The sequence below is a fragment of the Janthinobacterium sp. BJB426 genome, assembly GCF_002735705.1.
Taxonomy (GTDB): domain Bacteria; phylum Pseudomonadota; class Gammaproteobacteria; order Burkholderiales; family Burkholderiaceae_D; genus Janthinobacterium.
This window is the reverse complement of sequence record NZ_PDZL01000009.1, coordinates 1-20,908: the sequence shown is the minus strand read 5'-3', so window position 1 is coordinate 20,908 and position 20,908 is coordinate 1. Positions and strand designations below refer to the sequence as shown.

General features: G+C 63.1%; 26 protein-coding genes. 8 read left to right on the top strand and 18 right to left on the bottom strand.

Annotated elements, in window-relative coordinates; all coding sequences use genetic code 11:
* Nucleotides 1-1,011: a zinc-binding alcohol dehydrogenase family protein gene (locus CSQ93_RS15760; protein ID WP_099379010.1), complete on the bottom strand. Its 1,011-nt coding sequence runs from the start codon at nucleotides 1,009-1,011 to the stop codon at nucleotides 1-3.
* A gap of 339 nt (nucleotides 1,012-1,350) precedes the next feature.
* Here CSQ93_RS15760 and CSQ93_RS15755 point away from each other — a divergent pair, with 339 nt between their 5' ends.
* Nucleotides 1,351-2,385, top strand: coding sequence for a MerR family transcriptional regulator (locus CSQ93_RS15755; RefSeq protein ID WP_099378862.1), 1,035 nt, complete (start codon nucleotides 1,351-1,353; stop codon nucleotides 2,383-2,385).
* A 66-nt stretch (nucleotides 2,386-2,451) separates the two neighbouring features.
* Nucleotides 2,452-3,531: a hypothetical protein gene (locus CSQ93_RS15750; RefSeq protein ID WP_099378861.1), complete on the top strand. Its 1,080-nt coding sequence runs from the start codon at nucleotides 2,452-2,454 to the stop codon at nucleotides 3,529-3,531.
* Here CSQ93_RS15750 and CSQ93_RS15745 read toward each other — a convergent pair.
* The 4 genes from CSQ93_RS15745 to CSQ93_RS15730 form a co-directional block, all read right to left on the bottom strand.
* The gene (locus CSQ93_RS15745) at nucleotides 3,528-4,217 is read right to left on the bottom strand and encodes a M24 family metallopeptidase (RefSeq protein ID WP_099378860.1); all 690 of its coding nucleotides are present in this window, start codon (nucleotides 4,215-4,217) and stop codon (nucleotides 3,528-3,530) included. The two genes, CSQ93_RS15750 and CSQ93_RS15745, sit on opposite strands and share 4 nt — an antisense overlap.
* A 128-nt stretch (nucleotides 4,218-4,345) precedes the next feature.
* Entirely contained in the window at nucleotides 4,346-5,308 is a 963-nt protein-coding gene (locus CSQ93_RS15740) for a GlxA family transcriptional regulator (protein ID WP_099378859.1), read from the bottom strand.
* Nucleotides 5,309-5,311: 3 nt separating this feature from the next.
* Nucleotides 5,312-6,526: a D-amino acid dehydrogenase gene (locus CSQ93_RS15735; protein ID WP_099378858.1), complete on the bottom strand. Its 1,215-nt coding sequence runs from the start codon at nucleotides 6,524-6,526 to the stop codon at nucleotides 5,312-5,314.
* The gene (locus CSQ93_RS15730; protein ID WP_099379009.1) at nucleotides 6,523-6,975 is read right to left on the bottom strand and encodes a winged helix-turn-helix transcriptional regulator; all 453 of its coding nucleotides are present in this window, start codon (nucleotides 6,973-6,975) and stop codon (nucleotides 6,523-6,525) included. Before CSQ93_RS15730 ends, CSQ93_RS15735 begins: the two co-directional genes overlap by 4 nt.
* A 91-nt stretch (nucleotides 6,976-7,066) precedes the next feature.
* On the opposite strand from CSQ93_RS15730, the gene CSQ93_RS15725 reads away from it, so the two are divergent.
* Nucleotides 7,067-8,260 (top strand): MFS transporter, encoded by a 1,194-nt coding sequence (locus CSQ93_RS15725; protein ID WP_099378857.1) that lies wholly within the window; start codon nucleotides 7,067-7,069, stop codon nucleotides 8,258-8,260.
* Nucleotides 8,261-8,267: 7 nt separating this feature from the next.
* On the opposite strand, the gene CSQ93_RS15720 is transcribed toward CSQ93_RS15725, so the two are convergent.
* From CSQ93_RS15720 to CSQ93_RS15705, 4 genes are all read right to left on the bottom strand, one after another.
* Nucleotides 8,268-8,963 (bottom strand): Crp/Fnr family transcriptional regulator, encoded by a 696-nt coding sequence (locus CSQ93_RS15720; RefSeq protein WP_034781930.1) that lies wholly within the window; start codon nucleotides 8,961-8,963, stop codon nucleotides 8,268-8,270.
* Between the two features lie 155 nt (nucleotides 8,964-9,118).
* The gene (locus CSQ93_RS15715) at nucleotides 9,119-9,766 is read right to left on the bottom strand and encodes a response regulator (RefSeq protein ID WP_099378856.1); all 648 of its coding nucleotides are present in this window, start codon (nucleotides 9,764-9,766) and stop codon (nucleotides 9,119-9,121) included.
* 32 nt (nucleotides 9,767-9,798) lie between these two features.
* Nucleotides 9,799-11,031: a GAF domain-containing sensor histidine kinase gene (locus tag CSQ93_RS15710; RefSeq protein WP_099378855.1), complete on the bottom strand. Its 1,233-nt coding sequence runs from the start codon at nucleotides 11,029-11,031 to the stop codon at nucleotides 9,799-9,801.
* Nucleotides 11,032-11,095: 64 nt separating this feature from the next.
* Nucleotides 11,096-11,677, bottom strand: coding sequence for a DJ-1/PfpI family protein (locus CSQ93_RS15705; RefSeq protein WP_099378854.1), 582 nt, complete (start codon nucleotides 11,675-11,677; stop codon nucleotides 11,096-11,098).
* A gap of 171 nt (nucleotides 11,678-11,848) precedes the next feature.
* On the opposite strand from CSQ93_RS15705, the gene CSQ93_RS15700 reads away from it, so the two are divergent.
* On the top strand, nucleotides 11,849-12,178 hold the full coding sequence (locus CSQ93_RS15700) for a hypothetical protein (protein WP_099378853.1): 330 nt from the start codon (nucleotides 11,849-11,851) through the stop codon (nucleotides 12,176-12,178).
* A gap of 66 nt (nucleotides 12,179-12,244) precedes the next feature.
* Complete coding sequence (locus CSQ93_RS15695; protein ID WP_099378852.1) at nucleotides 12,245-12,544, top strand: antibiotic biosynthesis monooxygenase family protein; 300 nt, start codon at nucleotides 12,245-12,247, stop codon at nucleotides 12,542-12,544.
* A gap of 42 nt (nucleotides 12,545-12,586) precedes the next feature.
* On the opposite strand, the gene pncB is transcribed toward CSQ93_RS15695, so the two are convergent.
* From pncB to CSQ93_RS15680, 3 genes are all read right to left on the bottom strand, one after another.
* The gene (gene pncB / locus CSQ93_RS15690) at nucleotides 12,587-13,777 is read right to left on the bottom strand and encodes a nicotinate phosphoribosyltransferase (protein WP_099378851.1); all 1,191 of its coding nucleotides are present in this window, start codon (nucleotides 13,775-13,777) and stop codon (nucleotides 12,587-12,589) included.
* Between the two features lie 78 nt (nucleotides 13,778-13,855).
* A complete protein-coding gene (locus CSQ93_RS15685) occupies nucleotides 13,856-14,719 on the bottom strand; it encodes a cysteine hydrolase (protein WP_099378850.1) in 864 nt (287 codons plus the stop codon).
* 128 nt (nucleotides 14,720-14,847) lie between these two features.
* Nucleotides 14,848-15,102, bottom strand: coding sequence for a hypothetical protein (locus CSQ93_RS15680; RefSeq protein ID WP_099378849.1), 255 nt, complete (start codon nucleotides 15,100-15,102; stop codon nucleotides 14,848-14,850).
* A 141-nt stretch (nucleotides 15,103-15,243) separates the two neighbouring features.
* Here CSQ93_RS15680 and CSQ93_RS15675 point away from each other — a divergent pair, with 141 nt between their 5' ends.
* On the top strand, nucleotides 15,244-15,543 hold the full coding sequence (locus CSQ93_RS15675; RefSeq protein ID WP_099378848.1) for a hypothetical protein: 300 nt from the start codon (nucleotides 15,244-15,246) through the stop codon (nucleotides 15,541-15,543).
* A 17-nt stretch (nucleotides 15,544-15,560) separates the two neighbouring features.
* On the opposite strand, the gene CSQ93_RS15670 is transcribed toward CSQ93_RS15675, so the two are convergent.
* Together CSQ93_RS15670 and CSQ93_RS15665 are read right to left on the bottom strand one after the other, a co-directional pair.
* Nucleotides 15,561-16,115 carry a hypothetical protein gene (locus CSQ93_RS15670; protein ID WP_158301258.1) on the bottom strand — a complete coding sequence of 185 codons (555 nt, stop codon included), beginning with the start codon at nucleotides 16,113-16,115 and terminating at the stop codon, nucleotides 15,561-15,563.
* A gap of 114 nt (nucleotides 16,116-16,229) precedes the next feature.
* The gene (locus tag CSQ93_RS15665) at nucleotides 16,230-16,835 is read right to left on the bottom strand and encodes an FMN-dependent NADH-azoreductase (RefSeq protein ID WP_099378846.1); all 606 of its coding nucleotides are present in this window, start codon (nucleotides 16,833-16,835) and stop codon (nucleotides 16,230-16,232) included.
* A gap of 133 nt (nucleotides 16,836-16,968) precedes the next feature.
* On the opposite strand from CSQ93_RS15665, the gene CSQ93_RS15660 reads away from it, so the two are divergent.
* Both CSQ93_RS15660 and CSQ93_RS15655 read left to right on the top strand, forming a co-directional pair.
* On the top strand, nucleotides 16,969-17,883 hold the full coding sequence (locus CSQ93_RS15660; RefSeq protein ID WP_099378845.1) for a LysR family transcriptional regulator: 915 nt from the start codon (nucleotides 16,969-16,971) through the stop codon (nucleotides 17,881-17,883).
* A gap of 59 nt (nucleotides 17,884-17,942) precedes the next feature.
* Nucleotides 17,943-18,170, top strand: a complete 228-nt coding sequence (locus CSQ93_RS15655) for a hypothetical protein (RefSeq protein ID WP_099378844.1) — start codon at nucleotides 17,943-17,945, stop codon at nucleotides 18,168-18,170.
* A gap of 13 nt (nucleotides 18,171-18,183) precedes the next feature.
* On the opposite strand, the gene CSQ93_RS15650 is transcribed toward CSQ93_RS15655, so the two are convergent.
* From CSQ93_RS15650 to CSQ93_RS15635, 4 genes are all read right to left on the bottom strand, one after another.
* Nucleotides 18,184-18,495 (bottom strand): MerR family transcriptional regulator, encoded by a 312-nt coding sequence (locus CSQ93_RS15650; RefSeq protein WP_034759737.1) that lies wholly within the window; start codon nucleotides 18,493-18,495, stop codon nucleotides 18,184-18,186.
* Nucleotides 18,496-18,498: 3 nt separating this feature from the next.
* Entirely contained in the window at nucleotides 18,499-19,419 is a 921-nt protein-coding gene (locus CSQ93_RS15645; RefSeq protein WP_099378843.1) for a DnaJ C-terminal domain-containing protein, read from the bottom strand.
* 96 nt (nucleotides 19,420-19,515) lie between these two features.
* Nucleotides 19,516-20,205 carry a beta/gamma crystallin-related protein gene (locus CSQ93_RS15640; RefSeq protein WP_099378842.1) on the bottom strand — a complete coding sequence of 230 codons (690 nt, stop codon included), beginning with the start codon at nucleotides 20,203-20,205 and terminating at the stop codon, nucleotides 19,516-19,518.
* Between the two features lie 104 nt (nucleotides 20,206-20,309).
* Nucleotides 20,310-20,908: IS1595 family transposase (locus CSQ93_RS15635; RefSeq protein WP_158301257.1), on the bottom strand; the 599-nt coding region annotated here is incomplete at its 5' end.

Below are 20,908 nucleotides of genomic sequence, written 5' to 3'. Positions count from 1 at the left end.
TCAGACCTCGACGATGGCCTTGATGACGCCCGCCTCGGGCTGCATCCAGCGATCGAGCACGCCGGTAAATTCATCGAGCGTGGTGCGGTGGGTATTGAGCAGCGCGGTGGGTACTTTGCCCGCCTTCATGGCCGCCACCACTTCCTCGAAATCGTCAACGGTGGCGTTGCGGCTGCCCAGCAAGGTCGTTTCGCGCTTGTGGAATTCGGGATCGGAAAAGGACAGGCGGTCGCGCACGATGGATACCAGCACATAGGCCCCGCCGTGGGCGACGAAGTCGAGGCCCCGCTCCATGGCGGCGATATTGCCGGTGGCGTCAAACACCACGTCGAAAAATTCACCGCCGGTGGCGTCCGACAGCTGTTCCTTGTCGCCCTCGCCCAGCTGCACCGTGCGGGTGATACCGAGCGCATCGCGGCAGAACTGCAGGCGGTCGGCGCGGCCATCGAGCACCGTCACGTCGGCGCCTTTCAACGATGCGAACAGCATCACGGCCATGCCGATCGGGCCGGCGCCCACCACCAGCACGCGCTTGCCGGCATCGACCGCGCCGCGCTTGACGGCGTGCGCGCCGATGGCGAGAAATTCGATCATGGCCGCGTCGTCGAGCGAGATGCCTTCCGTCTTGAAGACAAAGCGCTCGGGCAGCGCCAGGTATTCGGTCATGCCGCCGTCGCGGTGCACGCCCAGCACTTCGATGCGGGTGCAGCAGTTGGTCTTGCCCTGGCGGCAGGCCACGCAAGTACCGCATGACAGGTAGGGCATCACATAGACCTGGTCGCCCACGGCCAGGCGCGAGCCGGCTGGCGCGCTGTCGATATGGCCGGACAATTCATGGCCCATCACGCGCGGATAGCTGAGGAAAGGCTGGGTGCCGCGGAAGATATGCATGTCGGTACCGCAGATGCCGACGCGGCGTATGCGCAGCAGCACTTCACCCTCGCCGGGCACGGGCACGGGGCGCTGCTCCATGCGCAAACTGCCGGGCGTATCGCAAACGATACTTTTCATCATGGTCGTCCCTCTCGCCTCCCGGATCTTGCCGGTGGCATATTATATTTAACGTACAAACCAACTGTGAAAAAAATCCGTCTGTGCGGATTGTCTTTCCAGCCCTGCCAATGGCGCTTCTTGCTGCGCCGCACAACGATTACTCCATCATGCCACCTGGCCCGAACCTGTTTCTTTTGCTGTAGTTGCCATTCGGTTTTATAAATATACCGTACAAAAAAATGAAGGTCAACGGATTCTTTTACGGGTTTTTTTGGCTCTTCTGCTACATTCTTGCTTGACCCTGACGTTACGTCAGGCGCCATCGTGGCGGTACGCACTGAAGACAAGGAGACGACGATGCTGTTAAAAATCGGGGAACTGGCCAGGCTCACGGGCCTGACTATCCGCACCCTGCACCATTACGACAGCATCGGCCTGCTCTCGCCTTCGGCGCGCACGCAGGCTGGCTACCGCCTGTACCAGCACGGCGACATGGACCGGCTGCACCGGATCATGGCGCTGCGCAAGTTCGGGCTGTCGCTGGCCGATATCGCCAACGCCCTCGCTGGCCCGGATCTGCCTTTGCATTCCATCGTGGCGCAGCAAATCGCCATGCTGGAACGCCAGATCGCGCAAGCTTCCACCTTGCGCGAACGCCTGTGCAGCCTGCAAGCGCAACTGGCGCAGGGGCAGGCGCCGGAACTGGCCGAGTGGCTCACCACTATGGAGTTGATGACCATGTACGACAAATACTTTACTCACGAAGAACTGCAACAACTGCCGCTGCTGTCCGATGCGGCCGTGGAACAGGAATGGAAGGCGCTCGTCGCCAGGGTACGCGCGCTGCAGGCGACGGGCGCTGGTCCCGACGATGCGCGGGCGCAGGCGCTGGCCACGGAATGGATGGTCAAGCTGGTGCGCGACACAGGCGCCCACCCTGGCCTGTTCGCGCGCCTGAACGACATGCATGCGCAGGAACCCTCGATGCAAGCGACGACCAGCATCGATGCGGACTTGATGCAGTTCATCCTGGCCGCCTTCAATGCAGCGCGCATCGCGCTGTACCGGCCCTTCCTCAATGAGCAGGAGTACGCACACCTGGTGGCCAACTACGGCAAGCGCTCGGGCGAGTGGCCCGCCCTGATCGCCGCCGTGCGCGCCGCCATCGATGCGCGCACGCCGCCCACCGACCCGGCCGTGCTGCAACTGGCGCGGCAGTGGCTGGAACTGTTCCGCTCCTACGCGGGCACGGCCCCGGCCACGCAGCTGAAGTTCCGCCAGGCGCACCAGCAGGAACCGCGTCTGATGGAAGGCAGCTTTGTCAACGGGGCCATGCTGCAATACCTGGGCGCGGCAATGGCCGTCGTGGCGCAGGAACCTCCACGCCCATAGTTGACGTGTGGCATCTCGTGGGCGCGGCCATGTAAAATCGGCCTTCGCCCACGAGAGGATTAACCGATGCGCCGCTTTCTGTTTGCTTGCCTGACCCTGCCCGCCTTCCATATCGCCATGGCTGGCGATGCGCCCGTGCAAGGGGTATGGCAGGGCACCGTGGGCAGAGCCAATATCGTGGCCTGCTTCAACCAGCCCAGCCCCACGCAAGGGTCTGACCGCAGCGGCAATTATTACTACACGCGCTACAAGACGCCGATCATGCTCTCCAAGCCGAACGGCAAGGCGCTGTGGCAGGAACTCGACGCCAAGGGCGACACGACAGGCACGTGGAGCCTGGATACCCCGCAAAACGACAAGGTCACCGGCACATGGACGGACCCGAAAAGCGGCAAGACCCTGCCCGTGGCCTTGACCTTGCTGGAAGCGGCGGGCGACCGCGAACATCCATCGTGCGCCAGCGATGCCTACAACCTGGCGCTGGAAGCGTTTCCCAGCACCAAGGTAAGTAAACCCGTTACCTTTGAAGGCAGGCAATACCGCAACCTGCAAGTGGGCGACACCATCACGGTGGAACTGATCGCGCCCGGCGATGGCATCGCGAAAATCAATACGCAGCTGCGCGCCGTGCTGGCGAAGAACAAGAAGGACCTGGAAGACTTCTATGCGACGCGCCGCGAATACCTGGGCCGCAACGGTTTCACGACGGAAGACGAAGTGTATGCGGAGCCCACTTACTGGTCGCCGCGCTGGGTGACGATCAAATTCTACCGCTGGGCGGCCGGCTATGGCGCCAGCGGCATCTCCATCAAGTTCCGCACTTGGGACGTGAAAACGGGCCAGGAAACGGACGTGTGGAACTGGTTTGGCGCCAGCGCCAGCGGTGGCGACGACAAGGCCGAATTGCCGGACCGCCTGCGCCAGGCCCTCTTCAAGGACGTCAAGATCGACGCCGAGTGCAAGGGCACGGATTACGACGGCCGCGGCCGCTTCCACCTGTCCCTGAAGCCGGAAGGCGTGTCCTTCTGGGAAGACTCGAACGGCAGCGGCTGCGAAAATGACTTTTTACTGCCCTACAGCAAGGTCGGCCCCTTCCTCACCGTCAAAGGCCGCGCTGCGCTCAGCGATTTGCTGCCGAAGAATTAAGCATAGTAGTTATCATCGAGCAGCATGTCCTCGAAAAATGCGCCATACGGCAAGGTCGGATGGCGCAAATGGATTTCCAGTATCCAGCGCATCGGTGACGGAGAAAAATCCGCGTCGGCCAGCGCGCCCGCGTAGATCGTCGCGTGCGGGAAATCGGACACGCGGTGGCCGCCGAGGTCAAAGTTCAGCGCCCAGCCCAGCTTGCGCGCTTCCTCCTCTGCGTAGGCATACAGCGCTTGTCCCGTCAGCCTGTCGCGCTGCCACACGGCGCGCACCTGGTGGAACAGGCATTCGGCATCGCGCGCGCAGTGGGCATAGTCCGCCTGCTGCGCGCTGTCGCCCACCGTAAACGTGGCGCCGCCATCGCCCTCCCACGCCTGCACACGGGGGGCGATATCGAGGAAGAAAATATCGTCCTCTTGCAGGATCACGCCCGGCTCGGAGGCCCGCTTCATCGGTTTGAGCGTGTTGCGGCCGAAGCGCACGCGCGTGGGATGCCAGCTCAGAGCCAGGCCCATGTCCAGCAGCACCTGCTTCGCCATGGCGACGGCGTCTTCTTCCAGCATGCCGGGGCGGATGCGCGCGGCAATGGCGGCGATCGCCTCGCGTGTCTTGCGGCGCGCCAGCAGCATGCCGTCCTCAGTATAGGCGGGGCCGACCCGCTCGGCGTCCAGTGTGGTGTGCATGTTTGACTTTCCTCAAGGGCGCGCCGAAGTGGCGCGCCAGCAGGAAAAGTATAGGTTTGCGGCGTGATGGGCGGGGGTGCTGGCTGCCGTGCTTTCCGGACAGCATGGCGGGGATTCCTGCCATCCAACTATTGAAGGCTGGAAAAGTTCTGCCGGTATTGTTTGGCCGATACGCCCAGGCGCCGCAGAAACACCGTGCGCAACTGGTCGGCCGTGCCAAAGCCGCAGCGCCAGGCGACGGTTTTCAGCGGCTCGCTACCCGCTTCGAGCAAGGCGCGCGCCGCATCGAGCCGGGCGCTTTCAATGAAGTATGCCGGCGTCACGCCCAGCTCGCGCACGAAGACCCGGGCAAAGTTGCGCGGGCTCATGGCCACCAGCCGCGCCAAGGTATCCACATCGAGCGCCGCGCCAAGGTGTGCCAGCACGTATTGCTGCGCCTGCGCCACGGGCGAGGAAGCATCGACGACCGGGGTCAGGTACGGACTGAACTGCGACTGCCCGCCCTGGCGCTGCGTGTACACCACCAGCCGCCGCGCCACCTGCAGCGCCAGTTGCGCTCCACAGTCGTCTGCTAGCAAGGATAGCGACAGGTCGATGCCCGCCGTCACGCCCGCAGAGCTGACCAGCTTGCCGTCATGCAGATAAATACTGTCCGCATCGACTTGCGCCAACGGAAAACGGGCGGCCAGCGCCGCCGCATCGTTCCAGTGCGTGGCAACCTTTTTTCCATCGAGCAAGCCCGCATGGCCCAGCAAGAACGCGCCATTGCAGATGGAGCCGTGGCGGCGCGCCTTGCCGGCCGCGCTGGCCAGCCAGGCGCTCAGGTCCGCGTCACGCGCTTGCGCCGGCAAGCCGGGACCGCCCGCCACCAGCAACAGGTCATAGGCGTCGTGCACCTGCGCATAATGCCGGTGCGCAGCCAGACATAGCCCGTTGGAGCAGCGCAGCAAGCCTTCCTGCGTGCCCAACACTTCGATCACGTAATGCTGTTCGGGTGGCAAAAAGCTGTTCGCTTCGGCAAACACGTCCATGGGCCCGCTGACGTCGAGCGCCTGCACGCCGGGAAAGATCAGGATGGCAATCGTTGGCATGCTTCAATCCTGCGCCATGGCAGCCACTTGCTGCGCCACCATCTCCGCCGTGGCGGCTGCCAGGGTCCAGCCCAGGTGGCCGTGGCCCGTGTTGTAGTACACGCCCGGCGCCTTGCCCGGCCCCACTTTCGGCAGCATGGCAGGCAGCATGGGGCGCAAACCGGCCCAGGGGATCACCTTGCGCGTATTGATACCCGGAAAACACTGCTCCACCCACTGCAATAGCGGGCGGATGCGGTCGGCGCGGATGTCGTGGTTGACGCCATTGAATTCCGCCGTGCCCGCCACCCTGAGCCGGTCTTCGCCCAGGCGGCTGCTGACCAGCTTGGTGGCGTCGTCGAGCAGGCTGATGGACGGTGCGGCCGCGCGGCTGGCCGCATCATCGAGCTGCACGGTGATCGAATAGCCTTTCACGGGATACACGTTCACATGGTCGCCCAGCATTGCTGCCATGGCGCGGCTGGCCGTGCCCGCGCAAATGATGACGGCGTCAAACACGGTGCTGTCCCCATCCATGGAGACGCGCACCTTGCCATGTTCGCGCGCCAGCGCCGTGACCTGTGCGCCGTAGCGGCACGGCACCCCCAGGCGGACGCAGGCGTCGGCCAGGCCGCTGGTGAATTTGTGGATGTCGCCCGTGGAATCGCTGTCCGTGTAATAGCCGCCGTAAAAATTACCTTGCAGCGCCGGCTCGATGGCGCGCATTTCCGTCAAGGTCACGGCGCGCCGCTGCAAGCCCCCTTGCGCCAGCAGGCGCGACACGCCGGCCGCCCGCTCGAAGCCGCGCTGGTCGCGGTAGACGTGCAGAATGCCGGCGCGGCGGTGATCGAAATCAATATTCTCTTGCTCTGCCCACGCAAACAGATGTTCGCGCGCGGCGATCGCCATGCGGGCCGTGGCGATGGTATTGCGTTCATAACCCGGCATGGCAGCAAGGAATTGAGCAAACCAGCTCAGCTTGTGCCAGCTGGGCCAGGGATGGAGCAGCAAGGGTGCATCGCGCCGCGCCATCCATTTCAGGGCGTTCAGTACCGTTGCCTTGTGGTTCCACACCTCCGCATGTGAGGCCGACAATTGCCCGCCGTTCGCATACGACGTTTCCATGGCCGCATAGCGGTGGCGCTCGATCAGGGTGACATTGACGCCCCGTTGCGCCAGCGCGTAAGCGGTGGTGACGCCCGTGATGCCGCCGCCGATGACTGCCACCGTGCGGCTCATGGCGCCACGACCTTGTGCACGACGGTGTCGCCCGCCTGCAACACGCGGCCATCGGGCGCCAGCACGTCCATCCTGCGCACGGGCAAGCCTGAGCCACGCTGCAGCAAGGTCGAATGCGCCTCGCCTGATTCGAACAGCTGCGTCTCGCTCCACTGGCGCAAGCCGACGACGACGGGAAACAGGGCCAGCCCCTTTTGCGTCAGCACGTATTCCTGGTAGGCCGTGCCGTCCGAGGCGGGCGCGACCGTGAAGATGCCCTCTTCCACCAGGGTGTGCAGGCGGTCGGCCAGGATGTTCTTCGCCACGCCCAGGCTTTTCTGGAACTCGCCGAACCTGCGCATGCCGTCGAAGGCGTCGCGCACGATCAGCAGCGACCAGCGCTCGCCGATCACGTCGAGCGCGCGCGCCACGGGACAGGGGTCGGTTTTCAGGCTCTTGCGCTTGGCCATCATCATGCTCCAGGATTGAGTGGTTGCATTTTAAAACTTCTCGGCGTAGACTCCAACTGGTTTTAATTTGAAACCACCTACCTAAAAACCCATGCGCGATACGACGACTCCCATCACGACAGCACTTCCCCCTTCCCTCGTCTGGCTGTTTGCCACGGCGGCCGGCCTCAGCGTGGCCAATGTGTATTACGCCCAGCCCTTGCTCGCCACACTGGCGCACGAATTCGGCATGACGGAGGCCGCCAGCGGCATGGTCATCACGGCCACGCAGATCGGCTGCGCGCTGGCCCTGCTGCTGCTCGTTCCCTTGGGCGACATGCTGAACCGGCGCCGCCTGACCCTGTTCCAGCTGGGCTTGCTGGCCATCACCCTGGCGGCGCTGGGCTGCGCCCGTTCCACGGCCGCCTTGCTGGGCGGCATGCTGCTGGTGGGCTTGCTGGGCACGGCCATGACGCAGGGCTTGATCGCCTATGCGGCCAGCGCGGCGGCCAGCCATGAACGGGGAAGAGTCGTCGGCATGGCACAGGGCGGCGTGGTGATCGGCTTGCTGCTGGCGCGCACCCTGTCCGGCGTGGTGGCGGACCTGGCCGACTGGCGCGCCGTGTACGTTGTCTCGGCGACCATCGCCTGCGCTCTGCTGTTGCTGCTGTGGCGCAAGCTGCCACCGGCGCAGCCATCCAGTCAAAAACTGGCCTACGGCGCCCTGCTCGCTTCCATGGTGGAGATGTTGATGCACAACAAAGTGCTGCGCGTACGGGGCATGCTGGCCCTGCTGATGTTTGCCGTCTTCAATATTTTCTGGAGCGCCCTGGTGCTGCCCCTGACGGCGCAAGGCTATAGCCATGCAGCCATCGGCGCGTTTGGCCTCGTCGGGGTGATCGGGGCGCTGGGCGCGGCGCAGGCGGGAGCATTGGCCGACAAGGGCCGCTCGCAGTGGACGACGGGCGCGGCCCTGTTGCTTCTGCTGGCCGCGTGGCTGCCGCTCAGCTTTGCGGGCGCGGCCCTGTGGCCGTTAATCGTCGGCATCATCGCGCTGGATCTGGCGGGCCAGGCTATCCACGTGACGAACCAGAGCCTGATCTTCAAGGACGACAGCGACGCGCACAGCCGCCTGGTGGCGTGCTACATGCTGTTTTATGCGGTGGGAAGCGGACTCGGTGCGATTGCCGCCACCAGCGTGTATGCGCTGGCGGGCTGGCATGGGGTATGCGCGCTGGGCGCGGCGGTCAGCTTGCTCGCCCTGCTGTTCTGGCGGCTGACCTTGCCTACTGAAAAAGCTGAGTGATAAACGCTTAATTCAGCATGGCCGCAGTGGAACCATGGCGATATGTTTTCAAGGCATCGGGCTGGATCTGGATCAGCGAACCGCTGACTTTAATCAAATGCAAGTCCGTCAGCTGGTGCAGCACGCGCGACAGGGTGGCGGGTGCCAGGTTCAGGAACGATGCCAACAGACTTTTCTTCAGGTCCAGCTTGACCTCGTTCGAGCGCTGCTGGTCCGACGCCTGCAGCAAATACTCGACCACGCGCTGGGTGGCGTTCTGCACGGAGCAGCGCTCCACGTTGCGGATGAAACCCATCAGATGATGCGACAGGCTGTTCATCATCTGGCGCGCGATGCGCGGCGACTGGTCCAGCAGGCGCAGCAGCGCGTGCGGCGGGATGCGCAGCAGCAAGCAGTGCTCGAGCGCTTCGGCGCAGAATGGATACGGTTCATCGAGGAAAATCATGGCTTCGCCGAAACTCTGGCCCGGACGGATCAGTTCCAGTACCTTGTCCGTACCTTCCATGGAAAACACGCTCAGCTTGACGAGGCCGAAAACCACCACATAGGCGCCTTCCGCCACTTCGCCCTTGCGAAACAGCACTTTGCCTTTTTCCACTTCAACACGCACGACATCCTGGCGCAATTGCTCTAATTGCGAAGGGGAAATATGGCGGAACAGAGCCTGGCTCGATAGCAAGCCATCGACGTTGACCTTATGCATGACACTCTCTTATTAGATTAGCGAATGACTAAGAGTGTAATGGGCCGGCACGGTCAAGGCCATACGTCAAAGGAACTAGGGTTGTCTAGGCCGGAACGCCATGCAGATCAAACAATCGCGCATTGCTTGCGCACTATTTGCACTTTGTTTGATCTTTATTTGCTCAATTCGCGCTCGACCGCATACACGGCGATCTGCACGCGGCTGCTGAGCTTAAGCTTCTTGAGGATGTTTTGCACGTGGATTTTCACCGTGCTTTCGGCCACGTCGAGCTGGCGCGCGATTTCCTTGTTGCTCAGTCCTTGCGCCAGGCAGGCCATGGCTTCGCGTTCGCGCGGCGTCAGTTTGTCATAGTCGGCCTGGGGCGCGTTCTGCCCCGCGCGGAACTGCGACACGAGCTTGGCCGTCATGGCGTCGGCAATCACGGATTCGCCGGCGGCGGCGCGGCAAATGGCCTGGCCCAGCTGCTCGGCCTCGATATTTTTCAGCAAATAGCCGCGCGCACCGGCGCGCAGGGCCGCGCCCAGGTCGGCTGCGTTTTCCGACACGGTCAGCATCAGCACGACCATCTGCGGCAGGGCCTGCAGGATCAGCTGCAGCGCCTCGACGCCGGACACGCCAGGCATGTTCAAGTCCATCAGCACCACGTCGGGCTGCAGTTCGGCCGTCAGGCGCACGCCGTCGAGCCCATTCGATGCCTCGCCCACCACCTGGAATTGAGGATTGCGCTGCAACAGCAGCTTGACGCCGCTGCGCAGCAAGGTGTGGTCATCGACCAGCAGGATTTTGATTGGTGCGTTCACGTGTTTGTTGCCTGATAAGGATGATTCATCTGTTACGCGGCCTGGCGCCGGGCTGCCGGCAAGGCCAGCGAGATCGTCGTGCCGCCGCCGGGCGTGCTGTCGATGGCAAATTGCGCACCGAGCCGCTCGGCCCGTTCCTGCATGATACGCAAGCCGATCTGCAATTCCGTTTTCTTGTCGCGCAGGTTGGCAGCAAATCCTTCGCCATCGTCGCGCACCTGCAGCGCAAAATCGCGCCCGTTTTCCACGCGCAGGGCCACGTTGCTCGCTTGCGCGTGCTTGCGGATATTCGACAACGCTTCCTGCACGATGAACAATATCTGCAGCTGCTGCTCGGGCGCCAGTGGCGCGCCATTGCCGCTCATGTCCAGGGTGCCGACGACGCCCGTCTGCAGTTCGAACTTGGCCAGTACTTCGCTGAGTTTGCTTTCGAGGTCGCTGCCATGCCAGCGCGTGCGGAAATTGACGAGCAATTCGCGCACGTCCTGATAGCTTTGCTCGACACCCATGCGCATCAGCGGCAACACTTCGGCCGCTTCGTCGAGCTGGCCCCGGCGCACGGAATCGTCGAGCATCTGCACTTGCAGGCTGATGAAGTTCAGGCTTTGCGCGATGCTGTCATGCAAGCCTTCGGCCAGCAGGCTGCGTTCGCGCGCCACGGCGAATTCCTTTTCGCGCGCGATCAGGCGCTGGTTTTCGATGGCGATGCCCAGGCTCTGGCCCAGGGTTTCCAGCCAGCCCTGCTGCTGCGCATGCACGGCTTGCGGGCGCGCAAAGTGCAGCGAAAAACTGCCCACCACCTGGTCGCGCGCGAGGATGGGGAAGACGGCGATGGCGATAAAACCTTCGTCCTGGCAACGGTAACGCTGCAGCGCATCGACCTGGCGGAAATCGCGGATCTGGATCACGCCCTGCGCCACGGCCGCGCCACACAGGCAATCGTTGTTGCGGATGCAGTGTTCCTCTTCCACCATGGCATCGGAAATGCCCTCGTGCACGATGATATGCACGGTATCGTGCTGCGGATCGAGGATGCGCACGGTGCCGCCTTCGGCTTGCGCGAACTGCATCACGTGGCGCAGGAAGCCACGGCACAGCGCATCGATGGCGTGCTGTCCCGCCAGCAAGGTGGAAATCTCGTGCAGGGTGGCCAGCTGGCGCTCCTGCGCGGCGCTCAGGCCCGATTCGGCTTGCGCCAGGCGGCGCTGGCGCCAGCGCGACGCTGGAAGTTGTTTGCGGGAAGGTTGACTGCGCGGCGCATGCATGAAGAACTCGAATCTGAAAAGTGGTGCGCCCGGCAAACGCTGCGGCCTGCCGGGCTGGTAAAGGTTACAAACGGATCTCGGTGCCCAGCAGCTTGACGAACTGCGCCAGCCAGGCCGGATGCGCAGGCCAGGCCGGCGCCGTGACGAACTGGCCATCGGTGACGGCGTCCGTGACGGCGATGTCGGCATACGTGCCGCCCGCCAGTTTCACTTCCGGCGCGCAGGCGGGATAGGCGGAAATGCGCTTGCCACGGATGACATCGGCGGCGGCCAGCAATTGCGCGCCGTGGCAGACGGCCGCGACAGGCTTGCCCGCCTCGGCGAAGTGACGCACGGCGGCGATGACTTTTTCGTTCAGGCGCAAATATTCGGGCGCGCGACCGCCGGCAATCATCACGGCGTCATAGTCGGCCGGGTCGATCTCGTCGAAGCTGGCGTTCAGCGTAAACAGATGGCCCGGCTTTTCCGTGTAAGTCTGGTCGCCCTCGAAATCGTGGATGGCCGTCTTGATCGTCTCGCCGCTTTTCTTGCCGGGACAAACGGCATGCACGGTATGGCCCAGCATCAGCAGGGCCTGGAACGGCACCATCGTTTCATAATCTTCTGCAAAATCGCCGGTCAAAAACAGAATTTTCTTCGCTGCCATTTAGTTCTCCTATGAAAGATTGATACCGCAAGGCGTATCTTAGCGCGACTTGGCAACCATACTGGATATTTATCAAACTTTTGCGCCTTGATCGAGGATTTTACAGGCTGAGGCAGAATTATTTGCAGGCTGGCAGGTCAAACCCGGACGCCCCTATTCGAAAGCCTGGCCATGCACACCGCCACCAGCCCCCTTGTTTCACCCGCCCTGATCCGTATCTTCGACCACTTTGCCGATGCGCAGCAGGCCCGCAGCGCCCTGCTCGATGATGGCTTCCCCGCGCACGCCGTGCAGCTCGACACGGTCGACGACGAAGCCGTCCCCATACAGGGCAAGGCCGCGTGGCGCGGCATGTTCCGCCTCGTCGTGACCATCGGCAATGCGCAGGAACGGCAACGGGCGCACGCCATCGTGCAGGCCTGCAATGGCTGCGACATCGAACAGCGCACGGCCAGCCACGCGGGCGGCCGGCGCACGGGCGCGCACGCGCAGGCAGGCTGACGGTCTCCCTTGCGCGGCCAAATTATGGCAAGATCCAGCTTCCTTCATTCCACAGTGGAACTTGCCATGATTTTTGAAATTGCCCACATCCAGATCAAATCAGCCACGCATGCTGCCTTCGAAGCGGCCGTGACGAAAGCCATCCCCCTGTTCCAGCGCGCGCGCGGCTGCGAATCGATGCGCCTGGAGCGCTCGATCGAAAACGGCGATGCCTACCGCCTGGTGGTGGGCTGGGCCACCCTGGAAGACCATACCGTGCATTTCCGCGGCAGCGACGACTTCCAGGCCTGGCGCGGCCTGGTGGGTGAATTCTTTGCCGCCCCACCGCAAGTGGAGCACATGAACACGGTGGTGGCCGGGTTTTAATATTGGCAGTCGGCACGGGCTGTGAATGCCCGTACCGGCGCCTTAAACGGCAGGATGGTGAAACACCTGCCGCAAGTAAGCAAGGAAAGTTTCATCCTTGCACAGGGTCTTGCCCGGCGAATCCGACAGTTTCGCCACGGACTGGCCATTGCAACGCACCAGTTTCATGACAATATTGAGCGGCGTCAAACCGACGTCGTTGGTGAGATTGGTGCCGATGCCAAAGCCCGTCATGATGCGGTCGGCGAAGTGCTGGTACAGGGCGAACGCCTTGTCCAGGTCCAGGCCGTCGGAAAACACGAGGCGCTTGGTATTGGCGTCGATGCGCAGGGTCGCATAATGGGCCAGCGCCTTCTCGCCCCACTCGACGGGGTCGCCCGAATCGTGACGCAAGCCGTCGAACAGCTTGGCGAAATACAGGTCGAAATCGGCCAGGAAGGCATCCATGCCGACCACGTCCGTCAGGGCAATGCCCAGGTCGCCCCGGTATTCCTGCACCCAGTCTTCCAGTGCCGCCTTTTGAAAGTCGCGCAGGCGCACGCCAAACGACTGGAACGATTGCATGTATTCATGCGCCATGGTGCCGATCGGCACGATGCCCAGCTTTTTCGCCAGGTAGACATTCGACGTACCCTTGAAGTACTCGGGCACGTCGCGCGCCAGCCGTTGCACCACTTCGTCATGCCAGGCGCCAGAAAAACGCCGGCGCACGCCGAAGTCGGAAAACTCGAACGGATGCTTGCGCCGTGGCAGCTTGCCGAATTCCTTGACGGCTTCCACTTTCAAGCCCAGGCGGTGCCGCCCTTCGCGCATGGCCGCATCGAGGTCGAAGCGGCGGAAATACAGTTCGTTGATGATGTACAGCACAAAAATCTCGAAGCCCATCACGTGTACCTGCGGCCCGGCCGCGTGCACGAGCAGGGTATCGCCATCCGTGCTGACGTCGATGAATTTGCGCTGGAAGCGGAACACCGTCAAAAAGTCGACGAAATCGCTCTTCATGAAGCGCAAGGTGCGCAGATAGGCCAGCTCGTCGTCGGCAAACGACATCGAGCACAGGTGATCGAGCTGTTCTTCCAGCTCGCCCTTCAGTTCGGCCAGGGGAAAGGCGGTGGCGTTGCGGCAGACAAATTCGTATTCGGTATGGGTATTCGGATGACCGTGCAGCAATGCTTGCCACATTGTAAATTTATACAGATCGGTTTCCAGCAAACTGCGCACTATCGGGGTCATGTGTGTTTTCTCCAACTTCCTGAAGCCAGAATAGTACGCCACCGCAAGCATTTCAGCAGGACACGTTTAACAAACGGCTCAGGCAGCCGCGTTGGCCAACAATTCAGGCAAGACGTCGGCGGCAGTCGCCAGCCGCGCGCCGCGCGCCTGCATTGCGACAAGGAAGTCGCGCTGCTGCGCGGCAAAGCCCGTGACGGGACTCATGCAGTCCGTCAGCAAGACCAGGCGCGACAGGGCCGCCTTGCCTTGCTGCGCTTCCAGGTAGTCGGCGATGTGCTCGGTACTGGCTTTTACGCAATGGCTGCCCGCCTCGCCGGTGACATAAATCTGCTGCGCCGGCAGCAAAGTGGCGAGGAAATCCAGGTTCAGCTGGGTGGCAGCATCCTGCGCGTCGGGCACTTCCGCCATGACGGCCGAGTAATGCTCGGTCCATGGGTTGGAACCCTTGCTCAGCTTGGCCACCACTTGCAGGTTGGCTACTTCCCAGCCGTTGTAGGCGGCGCGCACGGCCGCGTGGATATTCTGGCCCCAGCTGCCGATCTCGCAATGCACGGGCCACACCATCAGCTGGTAACGCCCCGCTTGCTGCAAGGCATCGAGGTAAGCCAGCGCACGCGGCAAGGCGCCGCTGGCGGCGGGCAGGAACAATCGGTCGCGCACCTGCTGCGCGCTGATCTGCGTAAACGGCGGCACGGCGCCGCCATCGCCCGTACGCCAGAAGGCGGGGTGGGCGATATCGTAGCGGTGGTGGGCATCGAGCGTCACGCTGATCTGCGTCAAACCGCCGCCCCCTTCGCGTATCAGCTGCGCCACGCGCAGCATGTCGGCATGGGCGCCAGGCACGGCCAGCGCCGGCGCCGCATCCTGCGGCAACCAGGCGGGAGGCAAATCGCAAAAATCGTTTTGCGGGTCGATGACAAGCAGGTGCAACTGGCGTTTCATGGCGCTCCTCTGGCGTGGCGATATCTCGCCTGATATCTTGCATAATACGGGCAACTTCGCTGGCGCGCCTACCCCGTCGACGCCAGGACTGTGCTCATTCGCAATAACTTGCGTCTGAACAAGCCTGGTCAGGGGTGGAAGACATAACGGCGCTGGCGCCGCTCGACCAGCTTGACGGCAGCCTCGCCCGCCTCCGCCACGGCGTCCGCTTCCGTTGTAAACTGGTGATCGGCCGACACCCGGCGCTTTTTCACCAGGTTGACCCGGTGCATGGGGTTGCGCGACGGGGCATAGATGGCGACGTAGGCGCCCCATAGCTTGCAGCCCCGCAAGGGTTCCGCCGTGTAATTCACCTCATAAAAATCAACATACTTTATCGGCACGATGTTCGCTCCAAAAATGACATGGCCGGACAGCTTGTCTCTACGGACTGACGCGGTAAAAGGGTAAAACCATGCGTTCACGCCTGCTCGGGATACCCGATGCGGCTGTTTGTTTTTATCACGCGGCACAGGAGAAAATGAATGAATGACTATCTCATCTTCATGCATGACGACACGGAAACACCGATGGACGTCGCCACCTCGGCCTGGGAAGACTACTTCGCCATGCTCAGGGCCAGCGGCCGCTTCTGCGGTGGCAGCTCCATCGGTTCCGGGATCTGCGTGCACCGGTCCGGCCAGGCCAAACCGGTTACGTCACACTTGTCAGGCTATCTACGTGTACAAGCTGAAAGTATAGACGATGCTAAAAAATTGTTAATCGGAAACCCCGTACTGAACGCAGGGGGAACGGTGGAAATTCGCGAGCTGCCGCCCGACTGACGCGGCGTCACTGGCCCCTATTTCCCGGCCTCGGCCGCGGCATGCATGGACCACACGACGCTGAGGATTTTCCATGCGCCATCGCGCTTGACCATTTGCCACGCTTCCACGCCATAGTTGGACAATTTATTGTCGACGAGGAATTCGTAGTCGAAGTTGACCCACGCCACATGACGGTCCTGGGTGATCTTGACGTTGTAGAATTTTTCTTCCGTGCGCAAGGGTTCGCGCTTGATGAAGTTGGCGAATGCGATATAGCCGCCCACCGCGACGCCATCGAAGTGGACGTCCGTCGTGTCGCGCATTTTCTTGATGAAACCGTCGTCGGCCGGCGAGGCGAACAGGATGTTGGTGTGCAGCATCAGCGACGACAGCAGCTTGACATCCTTGGCGATCAGCGCCGCCTGGAAATCGGCGACGACTTTTTCAATGGCGCGGATATCTTCAGGCGTGGAGGCGTGGCGGCCCACGTGGGATGGCGCAGGGGATGCAGGGGGCGCAGTCTGCGCCAGCGCCATGCCTGCGGAAAACAAAGAACATCCGAACAGTACTGCGCTTGCCAACTTGTGCATGGGGGACTTTCATGGCGAACGGCTCGCCGGCCTGGCACGGGGCGTGCCGCCGGCAAGCTTATGTCAACCATGGCAGATTGGCAACCCCCCATTGGAACTAGGGTGAAAGCAAACTCAGGCAGCCAGGGCCTCGATCGAAGCGCGGCCCTTGGCGATCGCGCTGCTGACGGCATCCTCGCCCATGGCCACGCCTTCGGCTTGCACGAACTCGATATCGGTGATGCCGATGAAGCCCAGCGCCATGCGCAGATAGGTGCTCAGGTAGTCATATGCGGCGCCCGGACCTTCGCTATAGACGCCGCCGCTGGCCGTGAAGATCACCGCTTTCTTGCCCGTGGCCAGGCCGACCGGGCCCGTCGCCGTGTACTGGAACGTGCGGCCCGCGCGCGCCACGTGATCGATCCACGCCTTCAGGGTCGAGGGCACGGAAAAGTTGTACATGGGTGCGGCCAGCACCAGCACGTCGGCGGCCAGCAATTCATCGACCAGAGTATCGGACAATTGCACGGCTGCTGCCGCCTGCGCGCTGCGCTGCTCGGCCGGCGTGAAGAAGGCGCCCATCACCTCTTCCGTCAGGTGCGGCACGGGCTGCGCCGCCAGGTCGCGTTCGACGACGCTGGCGCCTTGCGCGGCCAGTTTGGCGACGAATTCACCGGACAACTGGCGCGACAGGGATCCGCTGTTACGCACGCTGCTATTGATATACAAGACCTTGCTCATGAAGTGCTCCTTCGAAAACGGTAGACTGGAATGCCGCATCGCGGCCCTTGCACACAGCATAGTTCGGGTCTACCATCGATGAAACCGTATAAATATAAATGATTAGCATCGAATTTTTAGATATGGAGTCACCATGAGAGAACCGGGCCAGCCTTCGCTTGACCAGTTGCGCGTGTTCGTCGCCGTCATCGACGCGGGCGGCTTCGCCCACGCGGCGCGCCAGCTGCACCGCACGCAGTCCGTTATCAGCTACACCATCGCCAACCTGGAAGAACAATTGAATGTGGTGCTGCTCGACCGCGGCAAGCGCAAGCCCACCCTGACGGACGCGGGCAAGGCCCTGCTGGCCGACGCGCGCGCCGTGGCCCTGAAGGTCGATGGCATGCGCGCGCGCGCCAAGGCGCTGGCTGGCGGGCTGGAGGCGGAAGTGTCGGTGGTGGTCGACGTGATGTTTCCCACCTGCGTGCTGGTGCGCGTGCTCGAGGCGTTCCAGGCGCAGTTCCCCACCGTCGCCCTGCGCTTGCGCATCGAAGCGATGGGCGCCGTGGCGCAACTGGTGATGGATGGCAGCTGCCACATCGGCCTCGGTGGCTGGATGACGTCCACGGCCAGCGTCTTCGAGCGCCTGGCCGTCGGTCACGTGCGCCTGATTCCCGTGGCCGCCCCCAGCCACGCGCTGGCGCAACTGACAGGCCCGATCGCCTCCAACGTGGCGCGCGAACACGTGCAACTGGTGCTCAGCGACCGCAGCGTGCTGACGCAGGGCCAGGATTTCGGTGTGCTGGGCTTGCGCAACTGGCGCCTGGGCGACCTCGGTTCCAAGCATGCGCTGCTGCGCGCGGGCCTGGGCTGGGGCAACATGCCCGAGGCGATGGTGCGCGACGACCTGGCGGAAGGCCGCCTGGTGCACCTGCCGCTGGCCGTCGACAATGGCGAGAATTACCCGATTTATTTGATCCAGCGCGCCGACACGCCGCCTGGCCAGGCGGGCAAGTGGCTGACGGAACGGTTTGCGGAGCAGTTGCCACTGCTGGAACAAGTCTTCTAGAAGCACGCGCGCGCAGGTATCATGCGCGCATACATTGATCAGCATCAAAAGGAACCACCATGGCCGGCATCGACGACTTCGTCAACAAACAAAAACCGGGCGCGCGCTTCGTCATCACGGCGCAGATGCTGCGCATGACGCCGCAGCAATTCGACTCGCTGGCGCAGGAGTGGATGGAAGACGGCGGTCCCGGCTTCGACGTGGCCGGCATCCCGCACCGGGTCGTCATCGATGGGCAATTCTATATCGGCCGGCTCACCGTGCAGCGGCACGGCGAGCCGGCATAACGGCGACTCCAGCCTACTCGACGCCCAGCACGTGCAGGCGGCGGCGCAGGCGCGCCACTTCCTCCGACAGATCGACCACCAGCGCGGCCAGTTCCGCGTTCGCGTCGAACACGGATTCGATTTCGTGCAGGCGGCGCGCACGCACCAGATCCAGGCTCGTGAAGCGCCAGGCTGTCAGTTGCCCCGCCGGCGGGCCGTCCTGCAGCAGCACGCCCGTCTGCACGTGCTGCACCACCCAGTCCGGCTCCACGGCGCAGGCGCGCGCCAGTTCTTCCAGGCTCAGGGCACGGTCTTCGAGCAATTCGCCAATTACCTTGTTAGTCATGATTTACCCTCCCAGCTTCTGGCGCGGATTGAAAGCCATTTCGCGCGCCATGGTTGCATACAGTTCGCGCGCCTTGTCATCGTTGGCCGGCGGCAGCACCACTTCGAGCAGCAGGTACAGGTCGCCCGGCTGGGCGGCGGGAATACCGCGTCCCTTCAGGCGCAGCTTGCGCCCCGTCTGCGAATTGGGCGGCACCGTGACGGACACCGTGCCCGATGGCGTGGGCACGTCGATTGCGCCGCCCAGCGCCGCTTCCCACGGCGTGACGGGTACCGTCTCGAAGACGTCGCGCCCCTCCACCTTGTAGCGCGCATCGGGCCGGAAGCGGATTTCCAGGTACAGATCGCCGGCGGGCGCGCCGCCGCTGCCGGGATTGCCCTGCCCCTTCATGCGCAGCTGCTGTCCTTCCGTGACGCCTTTCGGTATCGTCACTTCCAGCGTGCGTTCGCGCGTCACCACGTGACCTTGCGCATCCGCTTCGGGCACGCGCATGACGATGTGGCGCTTGGCGCTCTGGTAACTGTCCTGCAGGTCGATGGTGATGGCGGCATGGCTGTCGTCGCCCTGCATCTGGAACGTGCTGTTGGCGCGGCGCCGCCCGCCCACGTGGGCGAACAGGTCGGCAAAGAAGTCGCTGTCGTCGGCGCCCGAGGATTCGTAGCCCGAACCCCAGTCCGGCGGCGGGCGGAAAGGCTGACCCTGCGCGCCCTGGTTACGGCCCAGTTCATCGTAGGCGGCGCGCTTTTCCGCGTCGCCCAGCACGCCGTAAGCTTCGTTGAGGGCCTTGGTGCGCTTGTCGGCGTCCGGCTCCTTGCTCACGTCGGGGTGGTATTTGCGTACCAGTTTGCGGTACGCCTTCTTGATCTCGGCCTCGGTCGCCGTCTTTTCGACGCCAAGCTCCTTGTAGTAGTCCTTGTATTCCACCGTGCCTGCTCCCCATGGTTGAACTGCCTATGGGAAGAGTACACGAATTAGTCGCCGGACAGCGTGTGCACAATACAACGCTGCCCGGCGGCGAAATCAGCGCACGCGGCGCAGCGAGGATATGCGGCGATCCAGGCCATTGTGCAGGCGGCCGTAGCTGCCCGGCCCCATCACCACGCAGCGGCCGAGGAAGTTGGCGTCGACGCAGAATTCCCAGCGGCCGTAATTGACGATGATCGATTCGGCGCGGTCGTTGAAGCCATAGCGGCTCAAGTCATGCACTTCGCGGTCCAGGCGCACGGGCCGGCCGCGCATGCCCGCATCGGGGAACATCAGCACGGCGCCATTCATGTCGGGACGGTGGCCGCCGCCGTGGCCGGGATAACCTGGATAGCCGGGATGAGGACGCTCCGGCTCCGGACGCGGAGGGCGCGGCGGGTAGGGACGGTGATCGCCGCCGCCATGCCCTGGCCGGCCCACTTCGCGCACCGAAGAGATGGCGTCGTTCATGCCCGGCATGCTGCCGTAGCGGCCAGGTCCCAGGGTGCGGCAGTTGCCCCTGTAATTGGCGTCCTTGCACACTTCCCAGGTGCCCGAGCGCACGATCACGCTGGAGGTCTTGTCGTTAAAGCCCATGCGCGACAAATCGCCCGCGTCGGAGCGCAGGGTGACGGGACGGCCGCGAAAACCGGCATCCTCGAACAGGGTGATTTCGCCCGCCGATGCGGCAAGGGGGGCGAGGAAGGTAGCGGCGCACAGCAGCGCGGGCCGGAAAGATCGAACCATGACAACTCCAATACTGAGACATTTTCGCCAGTGTAGTCCAGGCGGCAGGCGGCGAGTGTAACAAAGGGCAAGCAAATGTCAGCACACGGCTGGGAATGTAAAGGCTATGTCACCGTCAAATGTGGGAATGCTCCCAGCGTTGCTTTCAATAACGTTTCTGGCGAACGGATGCGCCCGGCGTCGAGTATCCAGCGCCAGCCCAGGTAATTTGGCAGGTAGCGCGTGGCCACGCCGTGAAACGGACGCAGCCATTGCCGCAAGCGGCTGTGATACGCATTGACGTTCTGCACATGCGCGGCACCTTGCACACGGATGCCGGCGCGCAAGTTGACGGCCTGGTGGCTGATGCCCGCTTCCCTCGCAAACGCCCGGTAGGCCGCATGACCATCCGTTACCAGCAGAACATCCTTGTCGATAACGGGCAACAAACATCGGTGCAGCTGTGCCTTCGTCAACGCGCCTTTGCCCATGACGAAATCGAGAGTCTGGCCCGTACGGTCGCGCGCCACCAGGATGCAGACTTGCTCATTCGATATGCCGCGTTTAAAGGCACGGCCGCCACGGCGGCGGGCCGGACGCGTCATCTGCCTCGATCCCTTTTCCGATTCCAGCACGTAGAGTTCATCGGCCTCGGCGATGCCATGCAGGCCATGCGGCCGGTCCGTCTTCGCCACGCTGAGAAAACGGTGGCGCCAGCGAAACG